At 39.8% G+C, this 22,275-nt stretch carries 17 protein-coding genes and 1 riboswitch; of the genes, 4 read left to right on the forward strand and 13 right to left on the reverse strand.

Features of this window, described 5'->3' with window-relative positions; genetic code table 11:
- Window positions 1-6: 6 nt before the first annotated feature.
- Complete coding sequence (locus tag MKY27_RS16055) at window positions 7-1,476, reverse strand: nicotinate phosphoribosyltransferase (protein WP_339173952.1); 1,470 nt, start codon at window positions 1,474-1,476, stop codon at window positions 7-9.
- Window positions 1,477-1,838: 362 nt separating this feature from the next.
- On the opposite strand from MKY27_RS16055, the gene MKY27_RS16060 reads away from it, so the two are divergent.
- From MKY27_RS16060 to MKY27_RS16070, 3 genes are all read left to right on the forward strand, one after another.
- On the forward strand, window positions 1,839-2,180 hold the full coding sequence (locus tag MKY27_RS16060) for a P-II family nitrogen regulator (protein ID WP_079523171.1): 342 nt from the start codon (window positions 1,839-1,841) through the stop codon (window positions 2,178-2,180).
- Between the two features lie 27 nt (window positions 2,181-2,207).
- A complete protein-coding gene (locus tag MKY27_RS16065; RefSeq protein ID WP_339196291.1) occupies window positions 2,208-3,560 on the forward strand; it encodes an ammonium transporter in 1,353 nt (450 codons plus the stop codon).
- 375 nt (window positions 3,561-3,935) lie between these two features.
- Window positions 3,936-4,907 (forward strand): proline dehydrogenase family protein, encoded by a 972-nt coding sequence (locus tag MKY27_RS16070; RefSeq protein ID WP_339196293.1) that lies wholly within the window; start codon window positions 3,936-3,938, stop codon window positions 4,905-4,907.
- A gap of 94 nt (window positions 4,908-5,001) precedes the next feature.
- On the opposite strand, the gene MKY27_RS16075 is transcribed toward MKY27_RS16070, so the two are convergent.
- The 10 genes from MKY27_RS16075 to MKY27_RS16120 all read right to left on the reverse strand — a co-directional run bounded on the left by MKY27_RS16075 (window position 5,002) and on the right by MKY27_RS16120 (window position 18,035).
- Window positions 5,002-5,616, reverse strand: a complete 615-nt coding sequence (locus MKY27_RS16075; RefSeq protein WP_339196295.1) for a response regulator transcription factor — start codon at window positions 5,614-5,616, stop codon at window positions 5,002-5,004.
- Window positions 5,613-6,749, reverse strand: coding sequence for a sensor histidine kinase (locus MKY27_RS16080; protein WP_339196296.1), 1,137 nt, complete (start codon window positions 6,747-6,749; stop codon window positions 5,613-5,615). The genes MKY27_RS16075 and MKY27_RS16080 overlap by 4 nt, the downstream gene beginning before the upstream one ends.
- Before the next feature lie 88 nt (window positions 6,750-6,837).
- Window positions 6,838-7,869 carry a fatty acid desaturase gene (locus MKY27_RS16085; RefSeq protein WP_339196298.1) on the reverse strand — a complete coding sequence of 344 codons (1,032 nt, stop codon included), beginning with the start codon at window positions 7,867-7,869 and terminating at the stop codon, window positions 6,838-6,840.
- Between the two features lie 129 nt (window positions 7,870-7,998).
- Window positions 7,999-8,511 (reverse strand): N-acetyltransferase family protein, encoded by a 513-nt coding sequence (locus MKY27_RS16090; protein WP_339196301.1) that lies wholly within the window; start codon window positions 8,509-8,511, stop codon window positions 7,999-8,001.
- Between the two features lie 68 nt (window positions 8,512-8,579).
- Window positions 8,580-12,011 carry a methionine synthase gene (metH, locus tag MKY27_RS16095; RefSeq protein WP_339196303.1) on the reverse strand — a complete coding sequence of 1,144 codons (3,432 nt, stop codon included), beginning with the start codon at window positions 12,009-12,011 and terminating at the stop codon, window positions 8,580-8,582.
- Entirely contained in the window at window positions 12,004-13,848 is a 1,845-nt protein-coding gene (locus tag MKY27_RS16100) for a bifunctional homocysteine S-methyltransferase/methylenetetrahydrofolate reductase (RefSeq protein ID WP_339196305.1), read from the reverse strand. The genes metH and MKY27_RS16100 overlap by 8 nt, the downstream gene beginning before the upstream one ends.
- A gap of 102 nt (window positions 13,849-13,950) precedes the next feature.
- A riboswitch (SAM riboswitch) is annotated at window positions 13,951-14,048 on the reverse strand.
- 87 nt (window positions 14,049-14,135) lie between these two features.
- Window positions 14,136-15,521 carry a protoporphyrinogen oxidase gene (gene hemG, locus MKY27_RS16105; protein ID WP_339196308.1) on the reverse strand — a complete coding sequence of 462 codons (1,386 nt, stop codon included), beginning with the start codon at window positions 15,519-15,521 and terminating at the stop codon, window positions 14,136-14,138.
- 143 nt (window positions 15,522-15,664) lie between these two features.
- Window positions 15,665-16,156 carry a chemotaxis protein gene (locus MKY27_RS16110; protein ID WP_339173972.1) on the reverse strand — a complete coding sequence of 164 codons (492 nt, stop codon included), beginning with the start codon at window positions 16,154-16,156 and terminating at the stop codon, window positions 15,665-15,667.
- Window positions 16,157-16,299: 143 nt separating this feature from the next.
- Complete coding sequence (locus MKY27_RS16115; protein ID WP_339196310.1) at window positions 16,300-17,142, reverse strand: tetratricopeptide repeat protein; 843 nt, start codon at window positions 17,140-17,142, stop codon at window positions 16,300-16,302.
- Window positions 17,143-17,147: 5 nt separating this feature from the next.
- On the reverse strand, window positions 17,148-18,035 hold the full coding sequence (locus MKY27_RS16120; RefSeq protein ID WP_339196312.1) for a LysR family transcriptional regulator: 888 nt from the start codon (window positions 18,033-18,035) through the stop codon (window positions 17,148-17,150).
- A gap of 187 nt (window positions 18,036-18,222) precedes the next feature.
- Between MKY27_RS16120 and MKY27_RS16125 the strand changes: the two genes are divergently transcribed.
- Complete coding sequence (locus MKY27_RS16125) at window positions 18,223-18,969, forward strand: alpha/beta fold hydrolase (protein WP_339173981.1); 747 nt, start codon at window positions 18,223-18,225, stop codon at window positions 18,967-18,969.
- Between the two features lie 147 nt (window positions 18,970-19,116).
- Here MKY27_RS16125 and MKY27_RS16130 read toward each other — a convergent pair whose 3' ends face one another.
- Both MKY27_RS16130 and groL read right to left on the reverse strand, forming a co-directional pair.
- Window positions 19,117-20,484: an S-layer homology domain-containing protein gene (locus MKY27_RS16130; protein WP_339196315.1), complete on the reverse strand. Its 1,368-nt coding sequence runs from the start codon at window positions 20,482-20,484 to the stop codon at window positions 19,117-19,119.
- 144 nt (window positions 20,485-20,628) lie between these two features.
- A complete protein-coding gene (gene groL / locus MKY27_RS16135) occupies window positions 20,629-22,260 on the reverse strand; it encodes a chaperonin GroEL (protein ID WP_339173985.1) in 1,632 nt (543 codons plus the stop codon).
- Window positions 22,261-22,275: the final 15 nt, after the last annotated feature.

The following is a 22,275-nucleotide window of genomic DNA, read 5'->3' on the forward strand; positions in this document are numbered from 1 at the left end:
CACTCCTTATCGTTCTTCGAGTTCTATCACCATATCGCGCACTTCCTGGATATTGCGCATTTTGTTATCCCAACACTTTTGACTTAAATCGACCGGATATTCTTCAGGATTTAACGAACGTTTATATTCATCCCAAAGCAATTCCAAATTGTCGAACGCATATTGGCGAATCTCCATTAATGTTGGGTTTTTATAAACAATCTCACCATTGTCAATCACTTTTCGGTGCAATTCTTTCGCTTCAAAGTTCGTTACGAATTTTGAGATAAATGTATGCACCGGATGGAACATTTTAATTCGTTCTTCAGCAGCAGGATTTTCATCAGCCATAGCGATATAGTCCCCTTCTGATTTCCCGCTTTTTTTATTTATAATCCGGTAAACTTTCTTTAACCCAGGTGTCGTTACTTTTTCGGCGTTGGCAGAAATTTTAATCGTATCTTCCATTTCACCGTGATCATTTTCGATTGATACCATTTTATAGACAGCACCTAAGGCAGGTTGATCATATGCCGTAATGAGCTTTGTACCAATTCCCCACATATCCACTCGGGCACCTTGCGCTTTTAAGTTCAGGATTGTATATTCGTCCAAATCATTCGATACGATAATTTTCGCGTTCGGGAAACCTGCTTCATCAAGCATCCGGCGTGACTCTTTTGAAAGAAAGGCAATATCTCCGCTGTCTAAACGAATTCCGATAAAATTGATTTTATCGCCAAGCTCTTTTGCTACTTGAATCGCTGTCGGCACACCTGATTTTAACGTATTGTACGTATCAACTAAAAATACACAGTCTTTATGACGCTTTGCATAGGAATGGAATGCATCATAGTCGTTTTTATATGCTTGAACCAATGCATGTGCATGTGTACCCGATACAGGAATATTAAACAGCTTTCCGGCACGTACATTTGAAGTGGATTCGAAACCGCCAATTACTGCGGCACGAGCTCCCCAAACCGCTGCATCCATTTCTTGTGCTCGGCGTGTACCGAATTCCATCGCAATTTCCTTTTGGACAACTTGCTTAATACGACTGGCTTTTGTCGCAATCAGCGTTTGATAGTTTACGATGTTCAATAGCGCTGTTTCAATCAGCTGTGCTTCCACTAGCGGCGCTTCAATTCGGACAATCGGTTCATTCGCGAAAACAAGTTCACCTTCCTCCATCGAATACACGGAACCTGTAAAACGAATTGTTTTTAAGTATTCGATAAAATCCTCTTTATAATGAAGTTCATCTCGTAAATATGCGATATCGGTTTCACTGAATCGGAAATCTTTTAAATAATTCAGCATGCGCTCTAATCCAGCAAAAATTGCATAGCCGTTTCCGAATGGCAATTGTCTGAAATACAACTCAAATACAGCTTTCCGGTTATGCATTCCATCTGCCCAATAGCTTTCTGCCATATTAATTTGATATAAATCGGTATGCAAAGCAAAACTATCATCTACATACTTTTCGTTCATCGTGAGTTCCCCTTCTTCCAAAACATAATTTAGTCATAGTATACACCATCTTCAATTATTTCGAAGTATGAAGATTCTTTCTTCCATGTTACCTACTTTTACATGGAAGTTCATTTTGCTGTGCTGGTTCTATAGTTTTCCCCAATTGACTAAATAAAAAACGTTTTGAAACTTTTGCCGGGCAACCACTTCCTGTATTTCACCTTGTTGTTACGTGCCATCACCCTTCCTAATTTTTACATTATCTCACAATGCGATTAAATCAATCGAAAATACATGTTAATTTTCCTAACATTAGTTATTGATTTATCTAGAAATTCAATTTATCATGTTAGATAACATAACACAAGGAGTTGTTGAGCATGAAAAAAATTGAAGCGATTATTCGACCTGAGGTGTTTGCACAAGTTCGAGAGGGGTTAGCTCTTGAAGGAATTGATGGATTAAGTATTTCCGAGATTGCCGGAGCTGGGCGACAAGAAGGAAAAATCGGACTGTTTCGCGGAAACTCTTTCTCAATGGAATTTTCGCAAAAGCTCAAGCTCGAAATGGTAGTTGACAACGCAAAAGTACAACCGATCATTGATGTATTATTGCGTGAAGCATCTACAGGTGAAGTTGGTGACGGTAAAATCTTTATTTATCCTGTAGAGCAGGCGATTCGTATACGTACAAAAGAGCTCGGCTCAATTGCAATTGACTAAAAAATTTCCTAAAAGGAGGAGTTTCTAATGACAAATGAAGCATTGGAATTATCGATTAATTTAGTTTGGGTAATGCTTGGGGCGTTTTTCGTATTCTTCATGCACGCGGGATTCGCGATGGTAGAAGCAGGGTTTACACGCTCTAAAAATGCCGTCAATATTTTAATGAAAAACATTTTAACAATTTCAATCGGAGGTCTTGTCTACTTCGCAGTCGGATATGCCATTATGTTCGGTGAAAGTTCAGGCGGATTGATCGGTTCTACAGGTTTTGCATTAAGCGGTGTAGATGATATCGCATTCTTCGTATTCCAGGCAATGTTTGCTGCAACATGTGCAACAATCATTTCAGGCGCTGTTGCTGAACGTACAAATCTTATGGCTTATATTGCATTGGTCGTTGTCATGACAGCTGTTATTTATCCGGTTGTGGGCCATTGGGTATGGCAAGGTGATGGCTGGTTAACTGCTTTAGGCTTCGTAGATTTTGCAGGCTCAACTGTTGTACATTTAACTGGTGCTGTTGGAGCTGTAGTTGTCGCAGCAATCATTGGTCCGCGTTTCGGGAAATATGCGAAAGGTGTTGTAAACGTTATTCCTGGTCATTCCATTCCACTTGGAGCACTAGGGGTTTTCATCCTTTGGTTAGGTTGGTACGGCTTTAATGGTGCATCAACATTAGCAGCAGATCCGGCATTAGTTCCTGGCGTTATTGCAAATACTTTCTTATCTGCATCTGCCGGTGTCATTGCTACTGCATTTTATACACGTCTTCGTTACGGTTTTATCGATGGTTCTTTAACATTAAACGGTGCTTTAGCTGGTTTAGTAAGTATTACTGCGGGTGCTGCCAACTTAAGCATTGTCGGATCTATTATTGCAGGTGCTATTGGTGGCGTTGTGTTAGTAGAAGCGGTCCGCTTTATTGAACATAAATTAAAAGTGGATGATCCGGTTGGCGCTGTTGCTGTACACGGTGTTGCTGGTATTTGGGGTACATTGGCAGTAGGATTATTCGATACTGCAGGCGGCGGTCTATTCTACGGCGGTGGTGCTCAGTTACTAGGGGTGCAGGCATTAGGTGTTGTTGCAGTAATTGCATGGACTGCAAGTACTGTTGCCATTGCAACATATATTATTAAAGCATTTATCCCTCTGCGTGTTACACATGAAGAAGAAGTCCAAGGTTTGGATATTGCGGAGCATGGCGCATATGCTTATGAAATGCAGGAAACATTTAAAGGTCTTACAAAATCAAATGACAGTTTTGCCCAACGTCTAACGAACTTAGGAAAAGTTCCTACTCCTACTAATGTACAAGACAGCGGGTCTAAAACTAAAGCAGGGTTCCCGAATTCTTTAAGCTCTTCGAAGAGCTAAAGCGAAATGTGTGCCCCCTTCCCCCACACATTTTCGAACCATTCTTTCAATAAATTATGAACTGAACAAGGAGCTGTTCTGAAAAGTTTTTCAGACAGCTCCTTGTTATTTTGCTTTCTTCAATCAATAGGATATCCTAATCTATAGCAATTGATAGTGAAGTAACAACATATGATAGAACAAGCTCTTCTCTACAACAATGTAGCATTTGGAGGAAATTAATCAATTGTTCTCCACCCTACATTATTTAATTTATTTCCTAACCGCATGCAGAAGATTAAAATGGGTATTAATTAAGATGGCTGTTCTTAATCTACAAAAATAACGCTATGGTATAATTTTAAGAAAATGATGAATTTTAAGGAGATGTTTTTTATGGCATTACGTGATTTTTTCATTTCATTATCCGAAAATCAAACTCTTAACAATGCAGCGCAGCAATACGGCTTAAAATTGGGCGCACAAAGCGTTGTTGCAGGAACAACGATTGAAGAAGTAATCGAAAGTATTCGTAAATTAAACGAGCAAGGAATTTCTTGCACGGTTGATAATTTAGGCGAATATGTTACTGATGAATCTGAAGCAACGAAAGCGAAAGAAGAAATTTTAGCTATGATTGAAGCCATTCAAGTGGAAGAACTGGATGCCCACATTTCCTTAAAGCCTTCACAACTAGGGTTGGATATCGACATCGACTTCTGTTATGACAATTTATTCGAAATTGTGGAACGTGCACATGAATACGGGATCTTCGTTAATTTTGATATGGAGGATTATAAGCGACTTCAGCCATCATTCGATATGTTGGAGGAACTTGCAAAATCATTCGATAATGTCGGAACAGTCATTCAAGCATACTTCCACCGCGCAAAGGATGATATTGAGAACTTCAAGGACTACCGTCTACGGGTTGTAAAGGGTGCCTATAAAGAATCAGAAGAAGTAGCCTACCAGGATAAACTTGATATCGATATCAACTTTATCGAGCTGATCGAATATCATTTGGCGCACGGACAGTTTACTTCAATCGCCACACATGACCATAATATTATTAAACATGTGAAGTATTTTGTTGAGGAATATGATATTCCAAAAGAAAAATTCGAGTTCCAAATGCTTTACGGATTCCGTAAAGACTTGCAGCTGGAACTTGCACGTGAAGGGTATCAAGTATGTGTATATGTCCCATACGGCAAGGACTGGTACGGGTATTTCATGCGCCGCTTAGCGGAACGTCCACAAAACATCAGTCTTGTCACTAAACAAGTATTCAATAAAAAGACAAATACTTTACTGGCAGTAGCAGCAGGAGCATATCTCCTCGGACGATTATCGAAAAAGAAATAAGTCTTTTCGTCAACTAAAAATCCCCTCATTTTGTTCACAGACAAAATGAGGGGATTTATTTAATAGTAAAGTTATTAGTCAGGTTCTTTATCAATCACATCTTCTTTTTATTCCAGCCTTTTTCTTTAAAGCGTGCGATTGCTTCAATTCGATTGCCGACACCAAGCTTATCAAGTATGACCGAAATATAATTTCGTACTGTACCTGCCGATAAATAGAGCTCTGCGGCAATTTCCTTTGTCGTCTTCCCTTCCGCAACAAGTTCCAGCACCTGGCTTTCCCGTTCCGTCAGCGGATTTTCACTATCATCTTCATATACAAAATCCACTAGCTCGGGTGCATAAATGCGACGCCCATCCATAATAATCCGTATGGAATTGACGAGCTCCTCAATCGGACTATCCTTCAATAAATAGCCGCGCACTCCCGCTTTTCTTGCACGTTCAAAATAACCTGGTCGTGCAAACGTCGTTAAAATAATGATTTTGCACTCGCTACCTCTTAATGCTTCGGCAGCATCCAATCCCGTTTTGATCGGCATTTCGATATCCATAATACAAATGTCCGGGTTTAGTTCTGTTACCATTTCAATGGCCTCTTCCCCGTTTTTGGCAAGGCCGATTACTTCCATATCGTCTTCCATACCGAGCAATGATTTCATCGCTCCAAGCAGCATTCCTTGATCTTCCGCAATTACAATTCGAATCATTTCATGTTCTCTCCCTTTTGATGCGTGATCGCCAACGGTATTTTCAGCACGACCGTCGTCCCTTCATCGCTCTCTATTTCAAGTGAACCGTTGATAAATTCAATACGCTCCTGCATCCCTTTTAAACCATTTCCACCGAGTAATGTATCCGTGCGTTCAAAGCCAACCCCATTATCCTGAATCGTCATTTTGAATTCATCATCACTTTGATAAAAGCTGATACGGCAAATCGTCGCTTTACTATGTTTGACGATATTTGTAACTGCTTCCTTTAAGCACATACTAATTACATTTTCCGCTAAAATCGGCATTTTAATTTCACTTTTATCTCCATTTAACCGCAGTTTAATCTGTGCGGCTTTTAAAATCTGCTCTACACGGTGCAGCTCTTCTTCCACTCTCACCGTCCGCATATCGGCTACAAGCTCACGCACTTCTTTTAATGCGACACTCGCAGTTTGACGAATATCCTTAATTTCTATAATGGCTTGTTCCGGATTTTTTTCAATCAGTCGTGCTGCCAGGTCACTTTTTAATCCGATCATCGAAAGTTTCTGACCGAGTGTATCGTGTAAATCACGTGCGATACGCTGACGTTCTTCAATCACCGTCAGTTCAGAAATACGTTCCCGCGCTGTCTCCAGCTCACCTTCCAAGTTTTCACGTCGTGTTTTCGAGAAGAGTGTAAACGGCAATAGCACTACACCTAGCATATTAATAATGATAAATGGCGTTTGTGATAAAAATAAATCAAGGAAGATGAAATATCCTCCGACAATCGAAAGAACGGTAAAGCCTATATGTAAGCCATACATTATATAAAATCCAACCGGCTGTTTAATATTGCCGATAAAAAACGCAGTAAACAGCGCCAAATACACGTAGCCAAATACAAGTGTCATGGCAATATTCAGCAGCATTTGGAAGCTGATCCACATATATTTCAGCCCGGGTTTAGCACTGAATGAAAAATAATGACATAAAAAATAACTTAAAATTAAAGTGATCCCCAACATGATCTGCCATAATGTGAACGACTGTATAATGAAGAAAAATGGCATAATACAAAAGATTATCCATATATAAATACTCAACATCGGACTTTTCGGGATGATACTATACCAAGTTTGCATAATTGCCTCGTTTCTCTTTTTACTTACATTCTATAATAAAACAGGTACCTCAAGCTATAAATTGAGGTACCTTAATTTTCGTATAAAGTTAGTTCGCAACAGTTCGATCACGCGTTGCCTCAAGTTCGGCCGCTTCTTTAAATGTAATAAAGCGGTAATTGTCGGCATCATATAATTTATAGCGAATTGATTCTAAGCTTGTCTTTAATGTAATCGTTGTTGCCTGTTGAAGAGGCTTGATCGACTCATGCGCGTCTTCCAGCTTATAGTTCGGTACACGCGGTGACAAATGGTGTACGTGATGGAATCCGATATTGCCTGTAATCCATTGCAGTACTTTCGGTAATTTGTAGTATGAGCTTCCTTCTACCGCAGCTTTTACATAATCCCACTCCGAATCGACTTCAAAGTATGAATCTTCGTAAGTATGCTGAATATAGAACAGCCAAATCCCTAATGAACCTGCAACAAACAATGTTAAACCGTGCACTAATAAGAACGTAGACCAACCAAATATTAAAATAAGGGTTGTACAAATAACTAACAATGCGATGTTATTGAAATACGTGTTTAAGCGCTCTTTACGCTTTGCATCTTTACGATTGAACCGGTTCAGTATAAGTACCATAAATAGCGGTCCTAAACCAAACATGACAATCGGGTTACGGTATAAACGATAACCTAAACGACCTAATTTTGACTTTTCAAGATATTCATCAACTGTCAGCATATCGATATCGCCAATCCCGCGCTTATCCAAGTTTGAACTTGTCGCGTGGTGAATCGTATGCTCGCGTTTCCACTTTTCATAAGGGAAAGATGTCACAATACCTGTAATATTTCCGATAATGGCATTCGCCTTTTTGCTTTTGAAGAATGAACCGTGTGTACAGTCATGGAAAATAATAAATGCACGAATAACAAATCCTGAAGCTAGGATACTACATAACGCCGTATACCACGGAGAATACTGGAGCAATACATAACCCGCCCCCCAAATTAATACAAGTGGTACAAGCGTATTTAATATTTGTTGAATACTAAGTCGCGTTTCTGATTTTGCGAACGGTGCAACATCTTTTCTCAGCTGCTTTGTTTTATCTGCATGTGTGCTTACCATGTGTCGATCCCTCTTTCCACAAAAATTGTTAATATCATCATATAAAAAGAGGAAACATGATAAAACGCTCAAACATCACATATTTTTTATGACAGATGTCATATGACCTAGTAACAACCAGTATTCTCTTTAATTATCCCGGGAATTTTTCGGACCATCCAAATCTAATTGGTAAAACACTAAATCCAGCCATTTCCCGAATTTATAACCCGCATTTCGGATTGTTCCGCTATATAAAAACCCGAATTTCTCATGGATTTTAATACTGGCGATATTTTCTTTATCAATACAGCCAACCATCGTTTTTATACCTTTTGCATTTGCTTCCTCTATAATTGCGTTCATCAGTTTACTTGCAATCCCTTTTTTATAATGATCTTTATGCACATATACCGAATGCTCTACAGTATATCGGTTAGCTGGATAATCTCGGAAACTTCCGTACGTTGCATAACCCGCTACTTCCCCGTCTTCATCAAATACAAATAGCGAATAATCTGCAGCCTGCTTTTGTTCAAACCATCGCAAACGATTTTCCAAAGTTTGCTCCTCGTACATGTAAATCGCTGTGGAATTTCGAATATTATCATTAAATATTTCCAAAATCATTGGTATATCTTCTTTTGTTGCGCGTCGAATCATACTTTTCCCTCCTAAAGGTCGCAAAACCGCCTTACCTCCAAAAAGGCAAAGCGGTATTTTTAAATCAATTATACATTAAAATAACGTGCATCCGGATGAGCAAATACTATTGCCGATACACTTGCTTCCGGCTCCATCATAAAGCCTTCCGTTAAATGTACGCCAATCTTTTCCGGTTTCAATAGAGCGAACAGTTTCTCCTGGTCTTCCAGATTCGGACAGGCCGGATAGCCAAAGCTGAATCGTTGTCCTTGGTACTTCGCTGCAAATCGGTCACGCATCGTAAAGTCCGTTGCGTCCGGGAAGCCCCATTGGTCACGGATTTCCTGATGAATACGTTCCGCAAATCCTTCCGCAAGCTCAAGTGCAGTCGCCTGTAGTGCATGACTCTCCAGGAACTTGCCTGCTTGTTTCAGCTCATTTGCCTTTTCGCTTACCCCTTTACCTGCCGTTACAACCATTAATGCAATATAGTCCATCTCACCGCTATCAACCGGCTTTAAATAATCAGATAAACATAAATAAGGTGCTACTTGCTGGCGCGGGAATGTGAAGCGTTTGATTTCCGTTTTTGCATCTTCCCGACTGTACACAACAACATCATCGCCATCGGATTGGGCCGGGAAGAACTGATACATTCCTGAAGCACTCAATCCACCGCCCGTTAAATAGCCATTTACTAAATCATTCAATAAAACTGCACGGTCATCCTGATCCGCAAGCAATTGTTCCAAGTTCCCTTTAAGCCCTAAATGATGCCCGATCAATGTACGCATATTCACATACGGATGTAAGTGGGCAACCGAATAATCCGGTTTAATATGCGGCACTAAATCTTTTGGCTTCCAAACAGCGGCATCTCCCACTGTTCGAACCGGTTTTTCAAGTACTGCCACTGCAGGACGTGCCGCACGCTTCGCATCCGATTCGAGACGTTTTTCCCGCGCATCACGCAATTCTTCTATTAATACTTCCCGTTCGTTTGTATTCATTAAGCGATTTGCCTGTTCCAAACCTTGCATCGCATCTTTTGAATAGATTACCGGTCCATCATACTGATCTGCAATTTTCGTCTCAGTAAAGCGACGTGACAATGCCGCGCCCCCTACTAATATCGGAATATCAATACCTGCTTCTTTAAAGTCCTGTGCCGTAATGACCATTTGCTGGGCTGATTTTACGAGTAAGCCTGATAAGCCGATAAAGTCCGGTTTTTCTCTTCGGATTGTTTCAATCAGCTGTGCAGGTGTCACTTTAATCCCTAAATCTATAACACGATAGCCATTATTGCTTAAAATAATATCGACCAGGTTTTTGCCGATATCATGAACATCGCCTTTTACTGTCGCCAATACCATTGTCCCTTTATTGGCACTCGTATCGCCCTTTTCCATGAACTGCTCTAAATGAGCGACCGCTGCCTTCATGACACCGGCACTTTGTAGTACTTCTGCTACAATCAGCTGGTTTTCATTAAACAGTTTGCCGACTTCTGCCATCCCTGCCATCAATGGTCCGTTAATAATATCTAGCGGTGTATCGAACTTTTCAAGAGCTGCATTTAAATCGTCAATTAACCCTTCCTTCGTACCTTCCAATATGTAATACGCAAGGCGTTCTTCCACTGTCGCCGGCAATTCTTTCACGACTGCATCTTTCTTTTTATCACGGTAAAAGTCAGTGAATACAGCGAGTGTTTCATCATTTGTATTGAAGATCAGATCATTCGCCAGCTTGATTTCCTCTTCAGGAATCGATGCATAGCGCTCCAGCTTTTCCGTATTTACAATCGCATAGTCCAAGCCTGCTTGTGTACAGTGATATAAGTACACCGCATTCAACACTTCACGTCCTACAGGCGGCAGACCGAACGAAACATTACTTACACCAAGCACTGTTAAGCAGCCAGGTAAATGTTCTTTAATCAGGCGAATTCCTTCAATTGTTTCCTCAGCGGCTCCGATATATTGCTCATCGCCTGTACCGACCGGGAACATTAACGGGTCAAAGATAATATCTTCAGCTGACATGCCCCATTTTTCTGTTAAGAGCTTATATGAACGTTTCGCCACTTCAAGCTTTTGCTCACGTGTAATAGCCATTCCCGTTTCATCGATTGTACCGACAACAAGTGAAGCCCCATATTTTTTCACAAGTGGCATTACCGCATCAAAACGTTCTTCGCCATCTTCAAGGTTAATGGAGTTAATAATGGCCTTCCCCTGTGAAAACTTCAGGGCGACTTCCATTACTTTTTCATCTGTAGAGTCAATAACAAGCGGCACTTTAACTTTTTTCACAACTTCCTGCATGAAGTTTTTCATATCTTCCACTTCATCACGGTCAGGGTTTGCTAAACAAATATCGATGACATGTGCTCCGTTTTTAACTTGTGCACGTGCAATTTCCGCTGCTTCTTCAAATTTGCCGTCAACGATCAGGTTTTTGAATTTACGAGAGCCGATAACATTCGTACGCTCCCCGATAAATAACGGGCGCATTGATTCATCGTATTGCAATGGCTCGATACCTGATACGACATGTCCATGTGTTACATCTTTCGGCTCACGCGGTTTATAGCCATCTACCGCTTCACGGATCGCCGCAATATGTGCCGGCGTTGTACCACAGCAGCCGCCGACGATATTCAGCCAGCCTTTTTCTGCAAAGCCTTGCAGTTTTTTTGATAATGAATCCGGTGTTTCATGGTAGCAGCCTTCCTCGTCCGGTAAACCGGCATTCGGATAACAGCTAATATAACCATTCGAAAGCTCCGCCAATGAACGGATATGATCGGTCATAAATTCCGGACCTGTCGCACAGTTCAGTCCGACAGACAACGGTTTAATATGTTCTATCGAAATATAAAATGCTTCGATTGATTGCCCGGCAAGCGTTGTTCCCATTGGCTCAATTGTCCCTGAAATCATAACAGGCAGCTCTTTGCCAAGCTCTTCAAATGCACGGTGAATCGCAATCGTTCCTGCTTTAACATTCAGCATATCCTGGGAAGTTTCCATTAAGATTAAATCCGCCCCAGCTTCGATTAACGCTTTCGCCTGTATATAAAAGTTTTCTTCTAGCTCTTCAAATGTAATACCGCCTGTTACCGACAATGTTTTTGTCGTTGGTCCGATTGCACCTGCAACAAAGCGTGGCCATTCCGGTGTCGAAAACTCTTTCGCCGCTTCCAGTGCAATCTCAACCGCCCGCTTATTAATTTCAACCGCCTTGTCACCTAAGTCATATTCATCCAGTACGAGCGGTGTTCCGCCAAATGTATTTGTACAAATAATATCAGCGCCTGCAGCTAAATATTCACGGTGGATTTTGCCCAATACATCCGGTCTTGTCAGCACGAGGTTTTCGTTACAACCGTCTAAATCTTCTCCGCCAAAATCTTCATATGTTAGATTTTCTGCCTGAAGCATCGTCCCCATGGCACCATCGATGATAAGTATTCTTTTTTGTAATTGCTCATGAATTGGGTGATTATACATTCGACTGAACTCCTTTACTTTGCGCATCATATAGTTTTACATAGTCCATTAATTCCAGCGTCATATCATAGCGTAAAAACGGTGTAATTAAATAAATCCCGTTAAAGTATTTGCAAGCCGTATCGAGTAGCTCTTTCGCAATCGCGATGCCTTCTGCTGTCGCTGCTTCCTTGTCATCCCCGCAAGCAGCCATACGCGCAAGTACTTCATCTGATAACTTAATTCCCGGTACTTCATGATGTAAAAATTCCGCGCTGCGCGATGACGTCAACGGCATAATTCCGATATAGATTGGTGTTTCCAAGTGTTTAGTCGCCTCATAGATTTCGACGATTTTCTCTTTCGTATAGACCGGCTGCGAAATAAAGTAATCTGCACCATGCTCGATTTTCTTCTCTAAACGGGCAACAGCACGGTCCAAAACACGGACATTCGGATTAAAGGCAGCGGCCACAGAGAAGTTCGCCTGTTTTCGTAACGATTTCCCTGTAAAAGAACCACCCTTATTTAACTGCTTAATTAAGGAAATAAGCTCCATTGATGAAACATCATAGACGCTTGTCGCACCCGGGAAATCTCCCACTTTTGTCGGGTCCCCTGTAATGACAAGAATATCGTGAAGTTCCAGCGCATCCAGCCCCATCAAATGTGACTGAAGCCCAATTAAGTTGCGGTCACGGCATGTTAAATGCGGCAATGAGCGAATCCCATGCTCTTTTAAAATAGCGGCCATCGCGATATTACTAATACGCGGTGAAGCAAGTGAGTTATCCGCCATCATAATGACGTCTGCGCCCGCTTTTGCCAGCTGTTTTGCCCCTTCGACAAACCCGTCAATTTCCAGATGACGCGGTGTATCAAGTTCCACAATAACAGAGCGTTCACGTTTTGCTTTTTCGTGAAGCGGCTCTTGCTTACGCGGTTCTGGAATACGGACAAATTGTGTTTGCCCAGGTTTGGCTTCTTTTGTATCGACCGGCTCCATATTCGCCAAACGTTTTTTTACTGCTGCAATATGCTTCGGTGTTGTTCCGCAGCAACCGCCAATTAAACGGACTCCCTGATTTACGAGTTCGACAGCGGCACGTGCAAAATAATCGGTTTCCGACTCATAGACAACACGACCATCTTCAATATCCAGTAATGATGCATTTGGGTATGCCGATAAAAATGCCTTATCCGGTAAATTGACTCCTTCAAACGCCTGGATTGTATGGAAAGGACCTAATCGGCAGTTACTCCCAACAATATCTGCACCTAATCTTTCCAAATCATGAAAAGCTTCATTTAAAGACATCAAATTTTGAAGGACACCCGGTTCCTGCATTGTGACTTGGGCAATGATCGGTAAATCGGTCATTGAACGTAATAGATGGACACAATGGGATAGTTCTTCAAAATCATAATACGTTTCAAGTAAAAATCCGTCCGGTTCTCCAGCTAGTAATACTTCAGCCTGCTCTTGGAATGCAGCTAAAATTTCGTCTAATGTCGCATCACTTTTTCGGATTCCGCGAATACCGCCAATTGTCGCCAGAACATATTGTCCATCAAGGGAGGCAGCACGCTTTGCGATTTTTAATGCAGCTTCATTAAATTCAAAGACACGATTTTCATAGCCATATCGTGCAAGCTTTATCCGGTTTGCCCCATATGTATTTGTTTGGATAATATCTGCACCCGCCGCAATATATTCACCATGAATTTTCTCTATAATATCAGGACGTGCAATATTCATTTCTTCATGACAATAATCCAATCCATATGAATAAAGAAGTGTTCCGATTGCCCCGTCTGCTGTTAAAACCCGCGTTTGTAATTCTTCAAGTAAACCCATTGCCTTCACTCCATCATTTACAGTATTTTCAGTATATTAACGATATAAAAAAACCTTCTTTCATTAAATAAAAGAAGGCTTAGTAGTGATCAACTTAATCCCTTCTCATCTTCTGGCATTTGCCACTGGATTTAGCACCTGACTTAACGTTGGTTGCTGAAGTTTCATCGGGCCAGTCCCTCGACTTCTCTTGATAAGAAAATAATATGAATTTTTAAAATAATTAAATGAATCATAACGTTATCTAATAATTACGTCAATACCCTTTAGCTGAATGAAGTATTTCTTTACATAATTCGACTAATAATCTGTTCAGCCGTTTTTTTACCGTTTAAAATACAGGCACCGATTCCTACACCGAAATAGGCACATCCCGCTAATAGAACATTCGGGTAAGCCTCTTCCAGTTGCTTCATAACTTCCGATAATGCTTCATTATGCGCCAAATCATAGCGGGGCATCTGGTCAATCCACTTTGTTACATTAACAACCGTCGGCTCCGCTTCAACACCTAAGCTGAGACGAATATCTTCCAATGCTACTTTTGTCAGCTCTTCATCAGACATGGCTGCCAACTCTTCATAACGCGGGTTAATATTTTTATAAAACAGGCGAACGAGTAAATTACCCTCTGCCGACGTATGTTTCCATTTACGGCTTGTCCATGTCGACGCATTGCAAACTAAATCGCTATTATGGGAGACGATAAAGCCTGTTCCATCAGCTGGTAAAACATCATCAGGCACATCAAAGCCCACATACATCGTTAAAGCAGATGCAGTCGTGAACTTTTTCAGCTGCTCTTCCAATAATTCATCCTGTATGACATGACGCACTGTTTCATTTGGAACTGCGAGTACAACAACATCGGCCAAAATCGTTTCATCTTCCAGCACGACTTCATATTGCTCTTCTTTTTTTGAGATTTGCTTTGTTACCGTATTTTTCATGAATTCAACTTCCGGCAGCTGTTCCTCTAAACGATCGATCAATGCCGATAAACCCGAACGGAAAGAGATAAATTTCTTATTCGCTGCTTTTTCGAATTGTTCCCGATGTGCTTCGAATCCTTTAATAATCGATCCGTATTTATTTTTATAGTCCACTAAATAAGGCAAAGTGGATGCCAGGCTCAATTGATATAAATCACCCGAATAAACACCCGCTAATACGGGGGCAATTTGTTTGCGGACAATTTCCTCCCCTAAAAAGTACTCCAAAAACGTTCCGATAGAGCTTTCTTTTGTAAATGTAGTGTTCGGAATTTCCAAATCTTGCAGTGCTCTCTTTTTACCTTCTTCAGAAATTAGCGTACTCGACATAAGTGATTCTACACTCATCGGAATACCGAATGTCGAGCCTGCCGGGATTGCATGAAGCTCATTATTCGTATGAATGTAGGAAATACCTGTTTCGTTATAGACAAGCTCTGATTCAAAATCAAGCGCCTTTACAAGCTCCAAAACCCCTGGATGACGAGCTACAATTGAGTCAGCCCCCGTTTCCATAATAAAACCTTTATCCTTTTCGGAATGAATTTTCCCACCTAAATATGCGTTCTTTTCAATTAATATTAACCGCGCTTCCACATTTTGCTCGTACATTTTATTTTTCAAATAATGCATCGTACATAGCCCGGTAATCCCGCCACCTACAACTACTACTGTTTTCATATCCATTCTCTCCTATTTCGTTCGCTTCTCTTTTTATAAGTATAAACTTTTTTATATTAAATATGGTCTGCTGGGTATCACATTTTTCAGAACTTCATAAGAAAAGCCACCCTACTTAAAAATATGGTAGGATGGCTTCTTGTTTATTTATAAGATAGTTGCTTTGTTAGGGAAATAATTTCTGCCTCCAAAGATGTAGAGCGTTTATCAAAATAACGGATACGTTCAATACTGCGATTTTCTAAATGTTTGTTTAGATCTAACATATTTACTGCATCACTCGCAAACAGTTTTAAGGTACGGACACCAGATTCAATTTTCCGAACTTCCTTGCCATAAATAAGTGCGGTATTATCTGCTGTTTTGCCCTTCTTCAATTCCAAAATATTAGTATTGATAAGCTCATCAATTTGATTGTAACGTTTTTCTTGTTTATCCGTCATCATTTGGATTTTTTGCTTGTATTTAACAACATCTTTATGATCTAGTCCTGTTTGGACATAACTTTTTAAATATTCAACGATTGTACATAGCGTCGTCAAATTCTCCCGCTGTTCTAATAGCATTTGTTGTAGTTTTTGAATACTATCCTCATTGTGTTCAGAAGAGAATTGGTGGACTGCAAACATAAACATAAAAATTCCCCCTTCTTAATACTTTCCCCTTATAATATATTTCCTATTTTTCACGGAATTTAAACCTATTTTTCTCCATGAAATGGGTCTAAATTATGACAGAGAGACAGGAAATTGAACCTTTTACTGTATCTATCATATTATTATTCATATATATCTTTATTTAGAACTAATAGCTTTTCCCGCCACTTGGATGCTTCAACTGCGTCCGTCATCTCATAGTAGCTGACAACTTTTTTTGTCGCTTCCAAGTCTCCAAGTAAACTTGCTTTTTTATAGTAATGGATTGCCTTTTCTTTATCCTGAGTAATTCCATAACCGTATTCATAACAGTAGGCGATATTGTATGTTGCATCGACATGAAACTGTTCGCTCGCTTTTAAAAACCATTCCAACGCTTTTTCATAATCCTGCTGTTGCCCAAGTTCTCCTGAAAAATAGATCATACCGATGCGATACATCGCCTCGACATCATGCTGTTCGGCACTTTGCGAATAAAAGGCAAAGGCCTGCGATTCATCACATTCGGTTCCCAATCCTTGTTCATACATCATTCCGAGGGTAAACATCGCTTCAGGGACACCTAATCCTGCCGCTTTCTTAAACCAATTGAGTGCCTGTTGCTCGTCTACCGCTGTTCCTTCACCGTTCAAATACATATCCGCTAAATTATTCATTGCATCAGGGTGGCCTAATTGTGCAGCTTTTTTATAGAGTGAAAACGCCTGCTGCTCGCTTCCTTTTTCGCCAAGCTCCTCAAAATAACAATTCCCCAGTTCATACATAGCTTCTCTGTTTTGCTGTTCACTCGCCTTATCTAACAAGTCGTACATTTCGTCATATTGTCCATATTCTTTAAATAACATGGCAATATTAACGATTGCCTGCCCGTCCCCTTTAATTGCCAAATCAAATTGCTTCAGCCACTTGTCCTCATGATCGATTTCATGTAGATTAAGCAAGGCTTTAAATTGATTATGCTCCATTTAATTCACTCTTCTCTTTGCTGAAAATAATCCAGTAAATATTGTTTAAACTCGGACACTGCTGGAGGCAAATAACGATTTTTCGCCCATGATACACAGACGGAACGATAGCAAGGCGGATCTAGCTTCAAACGTTTTACTTTATAATGGTCAAGCCCTTTAATATTCGGTATTACGGATATACCCATTCCTGCACCGACAAACCCTGCTACTGTATGCATTTCTTCAGCGGCAAATGTAGTATTTAGAGCAATCCCCCGCTCTAAAAAAAGCTCATCCACTAATTGACGAAGTGAATTTCCCTTTTTAATTGCGATAAATGGTTCATTTTTTACTTCCTCAAATTTAACGGCGTCTTGCTTAGCCAATGGATGAGTTGTCGGGACAATGACAAACAGCTCTTCCTCAAATAATTCTTCTGTCTCTATTTCAATTACTTTTGATTCGATTTTTTGGGATAGGCACAGGTCGATGGCACCTTCTTCAAGGCGCTTTAATAAGCTTAACGATGTCGCCTGTGTTAAAGAAAATTGCATATTCGGAAATGCCTCACTTGTTGAAGCAATCAGTTCCGGCACAATTTCCATGCCAAGTGTATGAATAAAACCAAAGGACACTTCTCCCGAACCAGGTTTAATAATATCTTCAAATTCTTCTTTAATCCGATCGTATTCATCCAAAATGACATTGACACTTTGCAAAAAAAGCTCGCCAAAACGGTTCAGATAAATAGATCTTCCTTCGCGGTTAAAAAGCGGTACTCCTAAATTCTGTTCGATGTTCGCAATCGACTTACTTAACGCCGGTTGGGAAATCGCCAAAACTTCTGCCGCACGTGTCATATGTTGCATTGTAGCAACGGTTTTGAAATATTGAAGCTGTTCAATCTCCATTTTTAACACCTCACATCATTCATAACTTTTTTGCATCAAAACAATAAAAATAATAAATTGTACTTATATATTAATACCTTTATAATAATCGATAGCAACAGCTTTTCATAACAAAATTATTTTAAGATTTCAAGCATTTTTTTGAAGTTTTATAAAATTGACATAAAAAAAAGGGGTCTAATTGACAATGAAACTCATCGCGCCGAAACCTTTTACAATTGAATCCGGAAAACGTGCTGTTTTATTACTGCATGGCTTTACCGGAAATACAAATGATGTAAAACGTTTAGGAAAGTATTTAGCGGATCGTAACTATACAGTACATGCACCATTATATAAAGGCCATGGTGGTGGCCCAGATTTATTAATTCAATCACAACCCGCAGAATGGTGGGACAGTGTTATAGAAGGCTACGATGAATTGCGTAAACGTGGTTATGATGAAATTGCAGTAGCAGGTGTTTCTCTTGGCGGCATTTTCTCTTTAAAGCTTGGTGAGGAACGTCCGACAAAAGCGATTGTTACAATGTCTGCTCCAGCAACAGCAAAATCAACAGATAGTTTACAAAATCGAATTATTGACTATGCTATTAACTATAAAAAGTTATCAGGCACTTATGACGAAACAGTGGATAGCCGTAATAAAATAGCTGAACTTGTAAAAATGCCTTCATTAAATTATTTACAAAATATGATTAATGAAACAAGTGAAAAACTAAATGTTATTCAAACACCAGTCCACATTTTACGTGGTTTGGAAGATGATGAATATTATTGTGAAAGTGCCGATCTTATCTATAGTTCAGTCAATTCACGAATTAAATCAGTTAAAACTTTCATTAATTCCGGACATATATTAACATTAGGTAAAGAACGCGAATTAGTGTTTGAAGAAATTTATCGTTTCTTTGAAGGGTTAAAGTGGAAAGAATAATTTTCACACCCGCTTCAGCTTATAAACAACATTGTGTCCCCTTGCAAAAATCCCCGTTTTTGCAATGATATAGACGAGTTTGCATTTGTTTACTCGTCAGCAAAAAACGAGCGTTAAATGGATCCCCGTCCATTTAACGCTTGTTTTTTATTTTTCATTTATTGCAAGCACTAAAATTTTCGCTGCTTGAGCACGTGTTACATTGCCTTGAGGTGAAAACGTTGTAGCACTTGATCCCTGGACTAGACCCGTATCATATAAAAAAGTAATTGCTAACTGCGCTTCATCGTTATAGTTTGCAATATCATGGAAAGGTGCCTGTTTTGCAGGAATATATTGCTGCCCAGTTTGAACAGTAGAAAGACGCATTAAAATCAATGCTAACTGTGAACGTGTAATTTTACCTTGAGGATTAAATTCCCCGTTATTATCTTTAATCAAGCCAGCTTCATATGCAGCGGCAATTGCATTTTGAGTTTGCGGTGCATAATGACTAATATCTTTAAAAGGGGCCTTGTTTTTTGCAGTTAAACCAAAAGCCCGTGAAATAACAGAGATCGCTTGAGCACGCGTCATATTGGCATTCGGCTGGAATGTACCATCCTCATAACCATTCATAATTCCTTTTGCATAGGCAACATCAATATAATCTTTGCTCCAATGGTTTTGAATATCAGTAAACGGTGCTTTCACAATCTCGCCTTCCGTATTATCCTCTTCTCTGATCAATGCCTCCAAATAATTTTTCAACATCGCATCAGCTACAACTTGATAACCCGCTTCACTTAAATGGATATTTTGAGGGTTCGGTAAATAAGTTTTTGCATCCGTTGCGATTTGTGCAGCTACTTCAGTAAATATGCCACCATTATTTTCTACAATATTTTTCATTGAATTATTCAAAGTAGTTACTAGCAAGCTTAATTGTTTTTGAACTGCCGGATCCTCTATATAAGGAAACGGATTGTAAAGACCCATGACGATTATATCAACGTCCGGATTAATTTTATAAATGCTTTCGAAAATCTTATTATAATTTAACGATACATCCTGAATGCTTTTAATAATGTCTGCAGTTTCAAAGCTAAATTCGCCAGATTCAGAGCGATTTATCTTTTTTAAAATATCATTTGCTCCAACACTCAATGTTATGAGGTCTGCCTGCCCAATTGCATCCTTGATTGCCATAGTCTTTTGCGAAACACCATTTAAGTCGTAAATAGGTTTCGTGACGTTTTCTTCGATTTCCTTTAACACGTCAACGGTTGTAAATCCTGGGTAAGAGAACCCTTTATTAAACATTACTTCACTTTTCTGCTCTTGATAATTTTTAGCAAGCAGGTCTGCATAACCAAAACCTATCTCACCTTTTTCATTCATTCCCGCTGCCAGCGAGTCACCAAGAGCTACATAATAAAGCTCATTACTCTCACTTTCGGCCTGCACTATAGTTGTTAATGGTAAAACGAGTTGTAAAACGAGTACTAATGTCAGTAAAACTGTAAACTTCTTCATCCAATTCCCCCTTATTTTGGAACCTTTCCATATTATAATTTACCGATTATTAAAATACAAAATAATGTAAAAAAATCGGTTGTTTTGCTAATAAACAAAACAACCGATTATATTATAAAAAATGATTAAAGTTACTTAATGGAATTACATCATTCCTGGCATACCCATGCCGCCCATGTCTGGCATACCGCTGCCTGCTGGTTCTGGAATGTCTGCAACTACTGCTTCTGTTGTTAAGAATAGTGAAGCTACTGATGCTGCATTTTGTAATGCTGAACGTGTAACTTTTGCTGGGTCTACTACGCCTGCATCGACCATGTTTACCCACTCGCCTGTTGCCGCGTTGAAGCCAATACCAATCTCTTCACGTTTTAAACGATCAACGATAATTGAACCTTCTAGACCAGCGTTTTCAGCAATTTGACGAACCGGCTCTTCTAATGCACGTAAAATAATGCGTACACCCGTTGCTACATCGCCTTCCACTTGATCCAATACTTTTTCAACAGCCGCGTATACGTTTAGAAGTGCTGTACCACCACCTGATACGATACCTTCTTCTACTGCTGCACGAGTTGAGTTTAATGCATCTTCAATACGTAATTTGCGCTCTTTTAATTCTGTTTCTGTTGCAGCACCAACTTTAATAACTGCAACACCACCAGCTAATTTAGCTAAGCGCTCTTGTAATTTTTCTTTATCGAATTCTGATGCTGTTTCAGCAAGTTGTGCACGGATTTGGTTCACGCGACCAGCTACTGCATCTGTGTTACCAGCACCTTCAACAATTGTTGTGTTATCTTTTGATACGATAACTTTTGCAGCACGACCTAGTGATGATAAATCAGCTGATTTTAAATCTAAACCAAGATCTTGTGTAATTACTTGACCACCAGTCAATACAGCAATATCCTCTAACATTGCTTTACGACGATCACCGAAACCTGGAGCTTTTACTGCCACTGCGTTGAATGTACCACGTAATTTATTTACTACTAATGTCGCAAGCGCTTCGCCTTCAACATCTTCAGCAATAATTAAAATTGGACGTCCTTGTTGAACCACTTGTTCTAATACCGGTAAAATCTCCTGAATGTTTGAGATTTTTTTGTCTGTAATTAAAATGAATGGGTTATCAAGAACCGCTTCCATTTTATCTGTATCCGTTACCATGTAGTGTGATGCATAACCACGGTCGAATTGCATACCTTCTACTACATCTAATTCTGTTGTAAAACCTTTAGACTCTTCAATTGTAATAACGCCGTCGTTTCCTACGCGCTCCATCGCATCTGCAATGTATTGGCCAATTTCATCATCTGCAGAAGAGATTGCCGCTACTTGTGCGATTGATTCTTTATTTTCAACTGGACGTGAAATAGCTTGAAGCTCTGTTAATGCAGCAGCAACCGCTTTGTCCATACCTTTACGAATACCTACTGGGTTTGCACCAGCTGTTACGTTTTTAAGTCCTTCACGAATCATCGCTTGCGCAAGTACGGTTGCTGTAGTTGTACCATCCCCTGCGATTTCGTTCGTTTTAGAAGCTACTTCCGCTACTAATTTAGCGCCCATATTTTCATAAGCGTTTTCCAATTCAATTTCTTTTGCAATCGATACACCGTCATTTGTAATAAGTGGAGAACCGAATTTTTTCTCTAAAACAACATTACGTCCTTTAGGGCCTAAAGTTACTTTTACAGCGTTAGCTAATTTATCTACACCAGCCGCCATTAATGAACGTGCTTCTTCTGAAAATTTAATATCTTTTGACATAATCCATTTTCCTCC

Source organism: Solibacillus sp. FSL R5-0449 (assembly GCF_037975215.1).
Classification (GTDB): Bacteria; Bacillota; Bacilli; order Bacillales_A; family Planococcaceae; genus Solibacillus.